This window comes from Tropicimonas sp. IMCC6043 (assembly GCF_004146235.1).
Classification (GTDB): domain Bacteria; phylum Pseudomonadota; class Alphaproteobacteria; order Rhodobacterales; family Rhodobacteraceae; genus Tropicimonas.
This window is the reverse complement of record NZ_SELO01000014.1, coordinates 1-13,054: the sequence shown is the minus strand read 5'-3', so window position 1 is coordinate 13,054 and position 13,054 is coordinate 1. Positions and strand designations below refer to the sequence as shown.

The following is a 13,054-nucleotide window of genomic DNA, read 5'->3' as shown; positions in this document are numbered from 1 at the left end:
CTCTACTTCTTCTTCCCGAAGCCGGCGAGGCCCGGCGGCAATGCTCCGCCACCGAGGCCGGGCAGGCCGCCGCCTCCCATGCCGCCCATGCCGCCCGGCAGCTTGCCGAGCGCCTTGGCGGCCTTTTCCATGTCGGCAGGGTTCATGTCGCCGAGATCCTTGGGCATCCCGCCGCCCTTGCCGAACATCGAGCCCATGGCCTGTTTCAGCAGGCCCTTCTTGCCCATCTTCTTCATCATGTCCGCCATCTGGCGGTGCTGTTTCAGAAGCTTGTTCAGCTCGCTGACCTCGAGCCCCGCGCCCTGGGCGATCCGCTTCTTGCGGCTCGCCTGAAGGATCTGCGGCGCGGCGCGCTCCTTCTTGGTCATCGACTGGATGAGTGCGATTTGCCGGCGCAGGATGGAATCGTCGAACCCCGCCTCGGCGACCTGGTTCTTCATCTTGGCCATGCCGGGCATCATGCCCATCACGCCCTCGATCCCGCCCATCTTGAGCATCTGTTCGAGCTGGCTCCGAAGGTCGTTCATGTTGAACTGACCCTTCTGGAAGCGCTTCATCATGCGCTCGGCCTGCTCGATCTCGAGCGTTTCCTGCGCCTTTTCGACGAGGGAGACGATGTCGCCCATGCCGAGGATGCGGCCGGCGATCCGCTCGGGGTGGAACTCCTCGAGCGCGTCCATCTTTTCGCCGAGGCCGACGAACTTGATTGGCTGGCCGGTCACGAAGCGCATCGAGAGCGCCGCGCCGCCGCGGCCGTCGCCGTCCATCCGGGTGAGCACAACGCCGGAAATGCCGATCCGCTGGTCGAAATTTTCCGCCGTGTGCACGGCGTCCTGGCCGGTGAGGCCGTCGACCACCAGCAGCGTCTCGCGCGGCGATGTGGCGTCGCGCACCGCCTCGACCTCGGACATCAGCGCCTCGTCGATCGAGAGCCGGCCGGCGGTGTCGAGCATGTAGACGTCGTAGCCGCCGAGCGTCGCCTGTTGTTTCGCGCGCTTGGCGATCTCCACCGGCGACTGGCCCTTCACGATCGGCAGCGTGTCGACGCCGACCTGCCGGCCGAGGATCTCGAGCTGCTCCATGGCCGCCGGGCGGTTGACGTCGAGCGAGGCCATCAGCACCCGCTTATCGCTCCGTTCGGAGAGTCGCTTGGCGAGCTTGGCGGTGGTCGTCGTCTTGCCCGAGCCCTGCAGGCCGACCATCAGGATCGGCGCGGGCGGGTTGTCGATCTTGAGCTCGCCCGGTGTCTCGGTGTCGCCGGCGAGGAAATGCACCAGCTCGTCATGGACGATCTTGACCACCTGCTGGCCCGGTGTGACCGATCTGGTCACCGCCTGACCGGTGGCCTTGCCCTGAACCGCCTTGATGAACTCGCGCGCCACAGGCAGCGACACGTCCGCCTCCAGCAGCGCCACGCGGACCTCGCGCAGCGCGGTCTTGACGTCTTCCTCGGAGAGCGCGCCCTGCTTCGTCAGCCGCTCGAACACGCCGGAGAGGCGATCAGATAGTGTCTCGAACATGCCCCGGCCCTCCTTCGGCCTCCTGGTTGCTGCCCTTGGCCCCGATGTAGGGAGCCGGTTCCGAAACGACAAACGCACCAGTGGGCGCAACGCGCTGACTGGTGGCGATCCCTCGCGACCGAGGGACCGGAAGCTCGCACTTCCGGGTATCGCCGCGGTCTTTAGGCCCCTCGCGCGGGGCTGTCAAGAAATCCGCGCGCTTCGGCGGGCGTTGGCGGGTCATGAGAATACTTGCCTTTAGCAAGTATTCGTGACAGTCATTCCCGCCATGGACAAGATCGGTCGCATTCGCGCATTCAACCGCTTCTACACGACCCGGATCGGGTTGCTGGATCGTGTGAGCTTCGACGGGCTCGGCCTGACCAACGCCAGGCTCCTCTTCGAGATCGGCAGCCGGGAGAGGACGAGCGCCCGCGAGCTGGCCGGAGTGCTCGGATTCGACGAGGGGTATATGAGCCGCGTCATCAAGAAGCTGGAGCGGCGCGGCCTGATCACGCGAACTCCGTCGCCGCGAGATGCGCGCGTCAACCTGCTCGGCCTCACCGAAGACGGCAGGACGACATTTGCGCGACTGGTCCGGACGGCGTCAGAGGCAGTGGGGGAGATGATCGCGACTCTGCCCGACGCGACGGTCGACCAGGTACTGGAGGCCATGAACACCATCGAGGGCGTTCTCTCCTGGCCGCCCGAGGCCGAGGTCCGGATCAGGGAGATCGAGACCGGGGATATTGGCTGGATCATCAAGAGGCATGGCGAACTCTACGCCGCCAGCGAGGGTTTCGACATGAGCTTCGAGGCGCTCGTGGCCGGCATCCTGTCCGGTTTCGTTGCGAACAGGGAGGAGCCGGCCGAGAAGGGCTGGATCGCCGAGTCGGAGGGGCTGAGGCTCGGGAGCGTGTTCGTGGTGCGCGAAGACGACACGACCGCGCGCCTGAGGCTGATGCTGGTGGAGCCCTTTGCGCGCGGAAAGGGAATCGGACAGATGCTGGTCGACACCGCCATCCGCCATGCGCGTGCCCAGGGCTTCGAGACGATGGTTCTCTGGACCCAACAGGGGCTCGAATCCGCTTGCAGGCTCTACGAAAGAAACGGCTTCCGCCTGGTGGTCAGCAAGCCGGCCCGGGCGTTCGGCCGCGATGCCGTGGACCAGAGCTGGGAACTCCGCCTGTGACTTCGGTGCTCCGGAACTAGAGCACCCGCCCCGCCACCGCGCCGAGCTTGTCGACAAGCACCGGATCGCGCTTTTCCTCAGAGGTCATGATGGCGAATTCCAACGCCCGGTTGCAGCCATGCGGGCAGGGCGCGCGCGCGCCCGCGAGCGCTTCCGGCAGACGGGCGATCATGCCGGCGGCGTTCTCTGAATTGGCCGTCAGCGTCCGGATGATGTCGCTGATGTCGACTTCGCCATGGTCGGGATGCCAGCTGTCGTAATCGGTGACCATAGCGACCGAGGCGTAGCAGAGTTCGGCCTCGCGGGCGAGCTTGGCCTCGGGCATGTTGGTCATGCCGATCACGTCGCAGCCCCAGACCTCGCGATAGAGCTTTGATTCGGCGAGCGTGGAGAATTGCGGCCCTTCCATCGCGAGATAGGTGCCGCCGCGATGCACAGTGATGCCCTGCGCCTGCGCGGAGTCGAAACAGACCTGCCCGAGCCGTTCGCAGGTCGGATGCGCCAGGCTCACATGCGCCACGCAGCCCGGACCGAAGAAGCTCTTCTCGCGGGCAAAGGTGCGGTCGATGAACTGATCGACGATGACGAAATGTCCCGGCGCCATCTCCTCCCGGAACGAGCCGCAGGCGGAGACCGAGACGACGTCCGTTACCCCGAGCCTCTTCAGCGCGTCGATATTGGCGCGGTAGGGGACGGATGTCGGCGAATGGACATGGCCGCGGCCGTGGCGGGGCAGGAAGGCCATTTTCACGCCGCCCGCGATGCCGGTCAGGATCTCGTCCGAGGGCGCTCCCCAGGGCGTATCGACCTGTTGCCAGCATGCCTCTTCCAGCCCGTCGAACCCATAGAGTCCGCTGCCCCCGATCACGCCGATCATCGTCTCCATGTCACGACCCATTCCCTGCCCGATCTGGCCGGACCATACTGCGCCCGATTGGGGTAGGAAAGCCGCGCGGCTTCCCTAATTTCGCCGGATTGACGCGGCAGGGAAAGCGCATGTGGTTCCTGCGTACGATCACCCTCGTGCCTCGCCCGACAGCCATCGGTGCGGCACCGTTCCTGGTGACACTTGTGACGTTCCTGGTCTTCCGCGGCTGGACGGGCACGCTGCTCGGTCGGCCCCTCGCGCCGTTGCCCATTGCCGCAGCGTCGGGCTTTGCCGTGCTGATCGTCCGGAACGTTCTCTTCAACCTGAAGGAGGAGCTACGTCCCGACGACCTCTCCGGCTGGATGGCGCTCTACACGCTCGGGATATTCCTCTGTGCCGCTCTGCTGTTTTCGCCCGACGCCGCGACAGTCCAGAAGTGCTACACGGTCTACTTGCTCGCCATGTCCGCCTGCATCCTTGCGGTGTTGCGTTTCTGGCCGGAGGACATCCACCACTTTCCGTCTGTCTGGGCCACGCGAGACGCCGAAGCGGTCCGGGCCATGCCGCTCGTGGCGCTGGGCTATGCGCTCCGGGCCATTGCCGCGGACTGGGTGGCGATGAGCGGGACGGAAACGCTCTGGATCCTCTTCGTCACCCTGGGCAGCCTCGCCATCCATTTTCTCACCAACTGGGTCATCCTGCTCTATCTTTATGTCCGCCGTACCGGCCGCTGACCGCGCGGACCGGCTTGCCATTTCGCCCATGCGCGGGCAGGGGGGGAGGCGGAAGGATGCGAATATGAAAAAACCTGCCTGGGTCGTCGAAAAGGAACGTGCCAGACGCGCCGCGAGCGCCGAAACGCTCTGGCTGTTCGGCCTGCACGCGGTGCGCGACGCGCTGGAGAACCCCGCCCGCGAGCGGCTGCGCCTCGTTGTGACCAAGAATGCCGCCGACAAGCTGGCGGAGGCCATAGGCGCAAGTGGCATGGACCCCGAGATCGCGGATGCGCGCAAGTTCCCGGTGCCGCTCGACGAAGGCTCCGTCCACCAGGGCGCGGCCCTTGAAGTCCGTCCGCTCGACTGGGGAAAGCTCGCAGATCTCTGCGCGCCGGGGCCGGGCGCGCCCCGCGTTGTGCTGCTCGACCGGGTCACTGACCCGCATAATGTCGGCGCCATCCTGCGCTCGGCCGAAGTCTTCGGCGCGCGCGCGGTGATCGGAACCCTGCGCCACTCGGCCCCCGAGACCGGGGCGCTGGCCAAGGCCGCATCGGGCGCGCTGGAGCGCCAACCCTATCTGCGGGTGCGCAACCTCGCCGACGCGATGCTGGAGCTGCGCGAGATGGGCTACTGGCTCATCGGTCTCGACGGCGAGGCGGACCAGGGCATCGCCGAGGCCGCCGTCGGGGCCACCGCCCGCCCGCTCGGCCTCGTCATGGGCGCCGAAGGACCGGGGCTGCGTGCCCGCACCCGGGATACCTGCGACGGGCTCGTCCGAATCGAAGCGGCGGGCAGTTTCGGCTCGCTCAACGTCTCCAACGCTGCCGCGATCGCCCTATATGCAACCAGACAGACGCAAGACGGAGCCTGAGATGTATCGCAACACCAAGGTCGCGACATGCTGCTACTGCGGCACCCGTGCGGCGTTGGTCCTCGATCAGGGCCGGCACGAACTGGCCTGCGCTGCCTGCGGTGCACCGCTGAGCGAGCTTAAGTCGTTCCGTCCGCAGAAGACCGGCCGGAAATCCCCTTCGAAAAATATCTCCAAACCAAAGAAATATAAGAAGAAAATCGGAAAGAAGAAGGTTGGGAAACTATTCGAAGACATTCTCGACGAGATCGGCGACCTCTTCGACTGAGGCTCTGCTCTCGCGCCGTGTTACCGTTTCGTTCACACTTATATTACATTCCCTTGGATATCGCGGTTTTCGACCTACATCCTTGTTATGAGTTGACGTTTTGGAACAACGCAACTCGCTGCACTGTCCCTCGTTCCGCAACTTGCGCCCGGTTCGTCCGGGCGCTTTTCTTTCGACCAGACTGTGGGCATGCGAGGCACATGACCGATCCTGATCCGACCTTGCGCGCCGTCCTGGAGCGCACCCGCACCATTGCCTGCGTCGGCGCCTCCGCCAATCCCACGCGGCCCAGCCATTATGTCTCGCGCTTCCTCGTCGACCGCGGCTATCGCGTGATCGGCGTCAATCCCGGCCTCGCGGGCCAGACGCTCTTTGGCGAGACCGTGGTCGCCAGCCTCTCCGACATCACCGACCCAGTCGACATGGTCGACATCTTCCGCCGCTCCGAGGAGATTCCGGCCACGGTCGCCGCGGCACTGGCACATCTTCCGGGGCTTGGGACGATCTGGATGCAACTCGGTCTTGCCAATGCCGAGGCCGCTGCTCTGGCACGGGCGCAGGGCGTTGATGTCATCGAGAACCGCTGTCCAATGATCGACATCCCGCGGCTCTTCCCGCCCGGCTGGCGGGTCGCCTGAGCCTCACTCCGGGCGCGCTGCCTTCTCCGCGATGCCGGACGTCCCCTCGCGCCGCGCCAGTTCCGCCTCGACATCGGCCAGGCGCACATCGCGCGCCGCCAGCATGACCAGCAAGTGGTAGAGCACGTCCGCCGCTTCCGCGGTCAGCCGCGCCCTGTCGCCCTTCACCGCCTCGATGATCGCCTCGACGGCCTCCTCGCCGAATTTCTCGGCGCATTTCTCGGGCCCCTTTGCCAGGAGCTTCGCCGTCCAGGACGAATCCGGATCGGCGCCTTTCCGCGCCTCTATCACGTCCGCAAGCCGCTCGATCGCGCTCATCCCTGCCTCTTCTTCTGTTCGAAAATATCCCGCGGGACTGGCCCACCGGACATCGTTCGGCCTCAGTCGAGCCGGACCGGAATCCCCGCCGCGTCCATGTGCTCCTTGGCTTCGCGGATCGTGAAATCCCCGAAATGAAAGATCGAGGCGGCGAGCACCGCGCTTGCGCCGCCCTCGGTCACGCCCTCCACGAGATGGTCGAGCGTGCCCACCCCTCCCGAAGCGATCACCGGAACATGGACAGCGTCCGAGATCGCGCGGGTCAGCGGGATATTGAAACCGGCCCGCGTGCCGTCCCGATCCATCGAGGTAAGAAGGATCTCGCCGGCCCCCTTGGCAACCACCGTCCGCGCGAACTCCACCGCGTCGATCCCGGTCGGCCGACGCCCGCCATGGGTGAAGATCTCCCACTTTCCCGGAGCGACAGTCTTGGCGTCGATCGCCACCACGATGCACTGGCTGCCGAAACGCTCGGCCGAGCGCGCCACCACGTCCGGGTCGGCCACCGCCGCGGAGTTGAAGCTCACCTTGTCGGCGCCGGCGAGCAGCAGCGCGCGCACGTCCTCTGGCGAGCGCACCCCGCCGCCGATGGTCAGCGGCATGAAGCATTGCTCCGCCGTCCGCGTCGCGAGGTCGTACATCGTGCCGCGGTTCTCATGCGTGGCGTTGATGTCGAGGAAACAGAGCTCGTCGGCGCCGGCCGCATCATAGGCCTTGGCCGCCTCCACCGGGTCGCCTGCGTCGATCAGGTCGACGAAGTTGACGCCCTTGACGACGCGGCCCTCCTTGACGTCGAGGCAGGGGATGATGCGGGTTTTCAACATGCTGTCTTGTGTTCCTCGATCGGGCGCGGGCTCAGGCGGCCAGCGCGGAGAGCGTCTCGCCTAGGTCCAGCGCGCCGTCATAAAGCGCCCGCCCCGAGATCACGCCAGCGATCTCGGCGGCATCGCGCAGCGCGATGATGTCCTTGAGCGAGGAGACGCCGCCGGAGGCGATCACCGGGATTGTCGTCGAGCGCGCCAGCTTCGCCGTTGCGGCCACGTTGGGGCCCTGCATGGCACCATCCCGGTCGATGTCGGTATAGATGATCGCGGCGATCCCTGCATCCTCCAGCCGGTCGGCAAGCGCGGTGACGGTCATGTTGGTTTCCTCCGCCCAGCCGCGGGTCGCCACCTTGCCGCCTCGCGCGTCGAGCCCGACGGCCACCTTGCCGGGGAAAAGCGAGGCCGCCTCGCGCACGAGTTCGGGGTTTTCGACCGCGACGGTGCCGAGGATCACCCGGGAGACGCCCTTCGCGAGCCACATCTCGATCGTGGCGATATCGCGTATGCCGCCGCCGAGCTGCACTGGCACTTTGACGGCTCTGAGGATCGCCTCGACCGCCTCCGCATTGACCGGTCGACCGGCGAAAGCGCCGTTGAGATCCACCAGATGCAGCCATTTGCAGCCGGCCTCGGCGAACTGTCGCGCCTGTGCGGCGGGATCGTCGCCAAAGATCGTCGCCTTCTCCATGTCGCCCTTGAGCAGCCGGACGCAATGGCCGTCCTTGAGGTCGATGGCGGGGTAGAGGATCATACTTCCGGTCCTTTCTTTCTCCCACGCGCCGTTCTCTGCCACGGCGCGCGCACGAATGCAAAGTGACCTGACGTCCGTGTCGGCCGCGACACGGAGCCGGATGCCGATTTCGCCAAGTCTTCAGGGCGCCCAGGTCAGGAAGTTGGAGATCATCCGCAGCCCCGCCCGTTGGCTCTTCTCGGGGTGGAACTGCGTGCCGATCACGGTGTCCCGACCGATGATCGCGGTGACCTCGCCGCCATAATCGGCATGGGCCAACCGATGGGCGGGGTTCTCCACCCGGACCTGGTAGGAATGGACGAAATAGGCGTGATCGCCGGTTTCTATGCCCTCGAGCACCGGGTGCCGTTCGGTCACCACGAGGTCGTTCCAGCCCATATGCGGCACTTTGAGCGTCGGGTCGGAGGGTTCGATGAGGACCACCTCACCGCCGATCCAGCCGAAACCGGGCGTATCGCGGTATTCCCGGCCGACGCTCGCCATCATCTGCATGCCGATGCAGATGCCCATGAACGGCCGGCCGCGGCCGATAACGGCCTCCTCTATCGCCTCCTGCAACCCCGAATGCCCCTCCAGCGCCGCCTTGCAGGACGGGAAGGCGCCGTCGCCGGGCAGCACGATGCGGTCCGCGCGCGCCACGTCCTCGGGGCGGCCGGAGACGATGACCTCGCCCGCGCCCGTCTCCGCCGCCATTCTCTGGAAGGCCTTCTCGGCCGAGTGCAGGTTGCCGCTCTCGTAATCGACCACCACCGTCAGTGGCATCAGAGCATCCCCTTGGTGGACGGAATCGCATCGGCCTTGCGCGGGTCGGGCTCGACCGCCTCGCGCAGGCTGCGTGCCACCGCCTTGAAGGCGGCCTCGGTGATGTGGTGGCTGTTGAGCCCGTGCAGCGCGTCGATGTGGAGCGTGATGCCGCCGTGAGTCGAGAGCGCCTGGAAGAACTCGCGGACCAGCTCGGTGTCGAACGTCCCGATTTTCGCGCTCGGGAACTCCACATTGAAGACGAGCCAGGGCCGCGCCGAGAGGTCGAGCGCGGCACGGACCAGCGCGTCGTCCATCGGCAACATGCAGGATCCATAGCGGCGGATGCCGCGCTTGTCGCCGAGAGCCGCGACGAGCGCCTGGCCGAGCGCGATGCCGGTGTCCTCGACGGTATGGTGATCGTCGATATGCAGGTCGCCCTCGGCGCGCACCACCATGTCGATCAGCGAATGGCGGGCGAGCTGTTCCAGCATATGGTCGAAGAAGCCGACCCCGGTCGCGACGTCGTAACGCCCCGTTCCATCCAGGTCGATCTCGACCGAGATCTTCGTCTCGGTCGTGGCCCGTTCGAGTGTCGCCTTGCGCATGCCGTCCCTCCGGTCTGACCCGGGTTCCATAGCGCCGCCGGCCTGCCGTTCCAAGAGAAAGCAGACGCTGCGCGGGGCGTTGTGGCGAATGCGTCGCTGCGGAAGCCCCGACGGGGGCAGGACCGGCACCTTCCCTGTCACCCGGCATGGCTGGACGGCAGCCCGTGAGACGGCCGGGGTGCCCTGCCTGAAAGCGCGCCTTACCGCGTCACCCGGAACCCCGACCCCGCGTCCTCTGCCGCTTCCTCGGTTTCCACCGACGCCACCCGCGCCGCAGGCGGTCCCTGTTCCAGCGCCACGAGGAGGCGGGCCACGCGATCCTGCGGCCCGGCAACCAGCGCGCGGACCGAGCCGTCCGCCTCGTTCCTGACCCAGCCGTCGAGCCCGTGCCCTCGCGCCTCCGCCGCCGTCCAGGCGCGAAAGCCCACGCCCTGAACCCGGCCGCGCACCCGGACCGCCATCGTCACCCGTTCCGCCATTCCGGTCTCCTTTCCTGCGCATCCGGCGTCCCGACCCACCCTGGCACACGGCAATCTTGTGCGCAAAGCCGCCCGGCCTTCCGCCTCCCGGTCGGGGACAGGCCCGACAGCCCCTCGAAACGTTTCTCTAACCCGTTGAAATTCTGGTTCCGGGAACCCGTGCCGGGACGGCGCCGATGCCGCGCCGCGCCCCGGCGCTTCCTGCACCGATCCTGCTTGACCAGAGCCCGGATTCTCCTCATATGCCGGCCATGACCGATCTCGCCCATATCCGCAATTTTTCCATCGTCGCCCATATCGACCACGGCAAGTCCACCCTTGCCGACCGGTTGATCCAGCTCACCGGAACGGTGGCCGAGCGCGACATGAAGGAGCAGATGCTCGACGCAATGGATATCGAGCGCGAGCGCGGCATCACCATCAAGGCCAACGCGGTGCGCATCGAATACCCCGCGCGGGACGGTCAGACCTATATCCTGAACCTTATCGACACGCCGGGCCACGTCGATTTCGCCTACGAGGTCTCCCGCTCGATGCGGGCGGTCGAGGGATCGCTCTTGGTGGTCGATGCCACGCAGGGCGTCGAGGCTCAGACGCTGGCCAATGTTTATACCGCCATCGACGCCGACCACGAGATCGTCACCGTCCTTAATAAGATCGACCTGCCGGCGGCAGAGCCCGAGCGCATTGCCACCCAGATCGAGGACGTGATCGGCATCGACGCCTCCGATGCCTGCCTGATCTCCGCCAAGACCGGCGTCGGCATCCCCGAGGTGCTGGAGGCCATCGTCACCCGTCTGCCCGCGCCCAAGGGCGACCGGGATGCGCCGCTCAAGGCGATGCTCGTCGACAGTTGGTATGATTCCTATCTTGGCGTTGTCGTCATGATCCGCGTGATGGACGGGGTCATCCGCAAGGGCGACAATATCCTGATGATGCAGACGGGCGCGAAATACGGCGTCGACAAGCTCGCCGTGCTGCGCCCGCAGATGCAGGACATCGCCGAGCTCGGCCCGGGCGAGATCGGCGTTCTCACGGCCTCGATAAAGCAGGTCCGTGACACCCGCGTCGGCGACACGATCACGCATCAGAAGAAACCCTGCGCGGCGCCGCTGCCGGGCTTCAAGCCGGCGCAGCCGGTCGTCTTCTGCGGCCTTTTCCCGGTCGACAATGCCGAGTTCGAGGACCTGCGCACGGCGATCGAGAAGCTCGCCCTCAACGACGCCTCCTTCACATACGAGATGGAGACCTCCGCCGCGCTCGGCTTCGGATTCCGCTGCGGTTTCCTCGGCCTGCTGCATCTCGAAGTCGTGCGCGACCGGATCGAACGCGAATACGATATCGACCTCATCACCACCGCGCCTTCGGTGATCTACCAGATCCATCTGCGGTCGGGCGCGCAGATCGAACTGCACAACCCGGCGGACATGCCCGACCCCGCCGATATCGACCATATCGAGGAGCCGCGCATCAAGGCGACCATCATGGTGCCGGACGAGTATCTGGGCGACGTTCTGAAGCTCTGCCAGGACCGCCGCGGCGTCCAGCTCGACCTGTCCTATGCCGGTACCCGCGCCATGGTGGTCTACGACCTGCCGTTGAACGAGGTCGTCTTCGATTTCCACGACCGGCTGAAATCCGTCACCAAGGGCTATGCCAGCTTCGACTACCAGCTCGCGGGCTACCGCACCGACAACCTCGTCAAGATGCAGGTGCTGGTGAACGAGGAGCCGGTCGACGCGCTGTCGATGATGGTCCACCGCGACCGCGCCGAGATGCGCGGCCGGGCCATGTGCGAGAAGCTCAAGGAGCTGATCCCGCGCCACATGTTCAAGATCCCGATCCAGGCGGCCATCGGCGGCCGCGTGATCGCCCGCGAGACGCTCTCGGCGATGCGCAAGGACGTCACGGCGAAATGCTATGGCGGCGACGCCACCCGGAAGAAGAAGCTTCTGGAGAAGCAAAAGGCCGGCAAGAAGCGGATGCGGCAGTTCGGGAAAGTAGATATTCCGCAGGAAGCGTTCATAAATGCCTTGAAAATGGACAGCTAGACTGTCCATTTTCTGCATTTTTGAAGGTGGGCGAAAGCGATTGGCGCAGCCAATTGCGTGCCAATACCGTCGAAGCGCAGCGCACCGTCTCAGCTCGCGCCCTTCCCAACGCCCGATCAAAGCGCAAAGGGCCGCGCCCGACCCTGGGTGGGCGCAGGCAACGCTCGACCGGTGCGAGGCGGCGTCGCTCTGCAAATCGCTGCTTCGGTGCGGGACGTCGACCATGCGCCCTCCCGGGGGGAGGGTCGGGCGCGGCCCGGCCTGCGGCCGGGCGGAACGAGGCTATCCGACGATGGGGTTTAACAGGCTGCCGAAGCACTCACTCGGCAAGGCCGATTAGCGCCAGAACCGTGCCTTCAGAATCTCTCTCGTTGAACTGAAGGAAACATGCCGTCGTAGACATGGCGCAGGTCGACCAGAGAGGCCGTCCAAGATCCTTTTCAGCAGCTAGCCAAAGGGATGCCGGGCAATCCGAGTAAGCGCCGCCACGCCGCCCGGAAGAGAAAGTTGTTGGAACAGCAGATGGGGGGCCAGAAGCGGATGCGCCAGTCCATCCAGGTGGACATCCCTCAGGAAGCCTTCATCACCGCGCTGAAGATGGAGTCCTGACGCCGCTTCTTCACTTCTCCAGTGGTGTCGCCCCGGTCTCGACCCGGGTGATCTTGCCGTCCTTCAGCATGCAGGCCATCAGCACCGCTTCCCGCGTCCCGTCGGGATAGTCGTTGACCGAATGGACCACGAGAATGTCATCGTTCTCGTAGATCTTGCGCCGCTCGCGCATGACCGTCTTGTCCGAGGCCATCATCTTGCCGATCATGTCGGCAAATTCCGCCTTGCTCATCGACTTTCCGCTTTGGTGCCGCACGAAGACGGCGTCGTCCGCATAGAGGTCGATATAGGCCTGCGTGTCCTTGTTCTGTACAGCCTCGTTCATTGCGTCGAAGATTGCCATCTTTCGCTCCTGTTCAAAAGTTTCCCTAGAGTAAACGGAACGATGACTCCGATATCCTCGCTGCCGCAAGGATTCTTTTTTACCGGGTCTCGGGAGACGTCCCGTGCAAGGAGCGGTTCCGGGCCGGTATCGCGTGGCGCGGGCGCGGATCCTAGGTGTTCAGTCCCGGCATTTGGTGGATCGGATCGACATTGAATCTGTCTGGCTCTGAAGTCCAGATCTTGCAGATGTATTCGTATGGCGTGAGACCGCTGAGGGTCTTGAGCCTTCGGGCGAAG

15 protein-coding genes and 2 pseudogenes are annotated in these 13,054 nt (G+C 65.5%); 7 read left to right on the top strand and 10 right to left on the bottom strand.

The window, feature by feature from the left end; translation table 11 throughout:
- Nucleotides 1-2 precede the first annotated feature (2 nt).
- The gene (gene ffh, locus EU800_RS28475) at nucleotides 3-1,520 is read right to left on the bottom strand and encodes a signal recognition particle protein (RefSeq protein ID WP_129633281.1); all 1,518 of its coding nucleotides are present in this window, start codon (nucleotides 1,518-1,520) and stop codon (nucleotides 3-5) included.
- Nucleotides 1,521-1,770: 250 nt separating this feature from the next.
- On the opposite strand from ffh, the gene EU800_RS28470 reads away from it, so the two are divergent.
- Nucleotides 1,771-2,691: a bifunctional helix-turn-helix transcriptional regulator/GNAT family N-acetyltransferase gene (locus EU800_RS28470; RefSeq protein WP_129633279.1), complete on the top strand. Its 921-nt coding sequence runs from the start codon at nucleotides 1,771-1,773 to the stop codon at nucleotides 2,689-2,691.
- 16 nt (nucleotides 2,692-2,707) lie between these two features.
- Here EU800_RS28470 and EU800_RS28465 read toward each other — a convergent pair whose 3' ends face one another.
- Nucleotides 2,708-3,577, bottom strand: coding sequence for an S-methyl-5'-thioadenosine phosphorylase (locus EU800_RS28465; protein WP_129633277.1), 870 nt, complete (start codon nucleotides 3,575-3,577; stop codon nucleotides 2,708-2,710).
- A 110-nt stretch (nucleotides 3,578-3,687) separates the two neighbouring features.
- Between EU800_RS28465 and EU800_RS28460 the strand changes: the two genes are divergently transcribed.
- The 4 genes from EU800_RS28460 (at nucleotide 3,688) to EU800_RS28445 (ending at nucleotide 6,052) form a co-directional block, all read left to right on the top strand.
- On the top strand, nucleotides 3,688-4,293 hold the full coding sequence (locus tag EU800_RS28460; RefSeq protein ID WP_129633275.1) for a hypothetical protein: 606 nt from the start codon (nucleotides 3,688-3,690) through the stop codon (nucleotides 4,291-4,293).
- A 64-nt stretch (nucleotides 4,294-4,357) separates the two neighbouring features.
- Nucleotides 4,358-5,146, top strand: a complete 789-nt coding sequence (rlmB, locus tag EU800_RS28455) for a 23S rRNA (guanosine(2251)-2'-O)-methyltransferase RlmB (RefSeq protein ID WP_129633274.1) — start codon at nucleotides 4,358-4,360, stop codon at nucleotides 5,144-5,146.
- A 1-nt stretch (nucleotide 5,147) separates the two neighbouring features.
- On the top strand, nucleotides 5,148-5,414 hold the full coding sequence (locus EU800_RS28450) for a hypothetical protein (RefSeq protein ID WP_129633272.1): 267 nt from the start codon (nucleotides 5,148-5,150) through the stop codon (nucleotides 5,412-5,414).
- Nucleotides 5,415-5,614: 200 nt separating this feature from the next.
- The gene (locus tag EU800_RS28445) at nucleotides 5,615-6,052 is read left to right on the top strand and encodes a CoA-binding protein (protein WP_129633270.1); all 438 of its coding nucleotides are present in this window, start codon (nucleotides 5,615-5,617) and stop codon (nucleotides 6,050-6,052) included.
- Between the two features lie 3 nt (nucleotides 6,053-6,055).
- Here the strand turns inward: EU800_RS28445 and EU800_RS28440 are convergent, their stop codons facing one another.
- From EU800_RS28440 to EU800_RS28415, 6 genes are all read right to left on the bottom strand, one after another.
- Nucleotides 6,056-6,370, bottom strand: coding sequence for a phosphoribosyl-ATP diphosphatase (locus EU800_RS28440; protein ID WP_129633268.1), 315 nt, complete (start codon nucleotides 6,368-6,370; stop codon nucleotides 6,056-6,058).
- Between the two features lie 62 nt (nucleotides 6,371-6,432).
- Nucleotides 6,433-7,194, bottom strand: a complete 762-nt coding sequence (gene hisF / locus EU800_RS28435) for an imidazole glycerol phosphate synthase subunit HisF (protein ID WP_129633266.1) — start codon at nucleotides 7,192-7,194, stop codon at nucleotides 6,433-6,435.
- A 31-nt stretch (nucleotides 7,195-7,225) separates the two neighbouring features.
- On the bottom strand, nucleotides 7,226-7,945 hold the full coding sequence (gene hisA / locus EU800_RS28430; protein ID WP_129633264.1) for a 1-(5-phosphoribosyl)-5-[(5-phosphoribosylamino)methylideneamino]imidazole-4-carboxamide isomerase: 720 nt from the start codon (nucleotides 7,943-7,945) through the stop codon (nucleotides 7,226-7,228).
- Between the two features lie 120 nt (nucleotides 7,946-8,065).
- Nucleotides 8,066-8,707, bottom strand: coding sequence for an imidazole glycerol phosphate synthase subunit HisH (gene hisH, locus EU800_RS28425; RefSeq protein ID WP_129633262.1), 642 nt, complete (start codon nucleotides 8,705-8,707; stop codon nucleotides 8,066-8,068).
- Nucleotides 8,707-9,294: an imidazoleglycerol-phosphate dehydratase HisB gene (hisB, locus tag EU800_RS28420; protein WP_129633260.1), complete on the bottom strand. Its 588-nt coding sequence runs from the start codon at nucleotides 9,292-9,294 to the stop codon at nucleotides 8,707-8,709. Before hisB ends, hisH begins: the two co-directional genes overlap by 1 nt.
- A gap of 200 nt (nucleotides 9,295-9,494) precedes the next feature.
- A complete protein-coding gene (locus EU800_RS28415; protein ID WP_129633258.1) occupies nucleotides 9,495-9,773 on the bottom strand; it encodes an acylphosphatase in 279 nt (92 codons plus the stop codon).
- A gap of 251 nt (nucleotides 9,774-10,024) precedes the next feature.
- Here EU800_RS28415 and lepA point away from each other — a divergent pair, with 251 nt between their 5' ends.
- The gene (gene lepA, locus EU800_RS28410) at nucleotides 10,025-11,824 is read left to right on the top strand and encodes a translation elongation factor 4 (RefSeq protein ID WP_165354670.1); all 1,800 of its coding nucleotides are present in this window, start codon (nucleotides 10,025-10,027) and stop codon (nucleotides 11,822-11,824) included.
- Between the two features lie 489 nt (nucleotides 11,825-12,313).
- Nucleotides 12,314-12,433, top strand: a pseudogene (locus EU800_RS28405) (hypothetical protein); the annotation flags it as partial.
- 10 nt (nucleotides 12,434-12,443) lie between these two features.
- Here the strand turns inward: EU800_RS28405 and EU800_RS28400 are convergent.
- Together EU800_RS28400 and EU800_RS28395 are read right to left on the bottom strand one after the other, a co-directional pair.
- Nucleotides 12,444-12,776: a nuclear transport factor 2 family protein gene (locus EU800_RS28400; protein ID WP_129633254.1), complete on the bottom strand. Its 333-nt coding sequence runs from the start codon at nucleotides 12,774-12,776 to the stop codon at nucleotides 12,444-12,446.
- Between the two features lie 151 nt (nucleotides 12,777-12,927).
- Nucleotides 12,928-13,054, bottom strand: a pseudogene (locus tag EU800_RS28395) (IS481 family transposase); the annotation flags it as partial.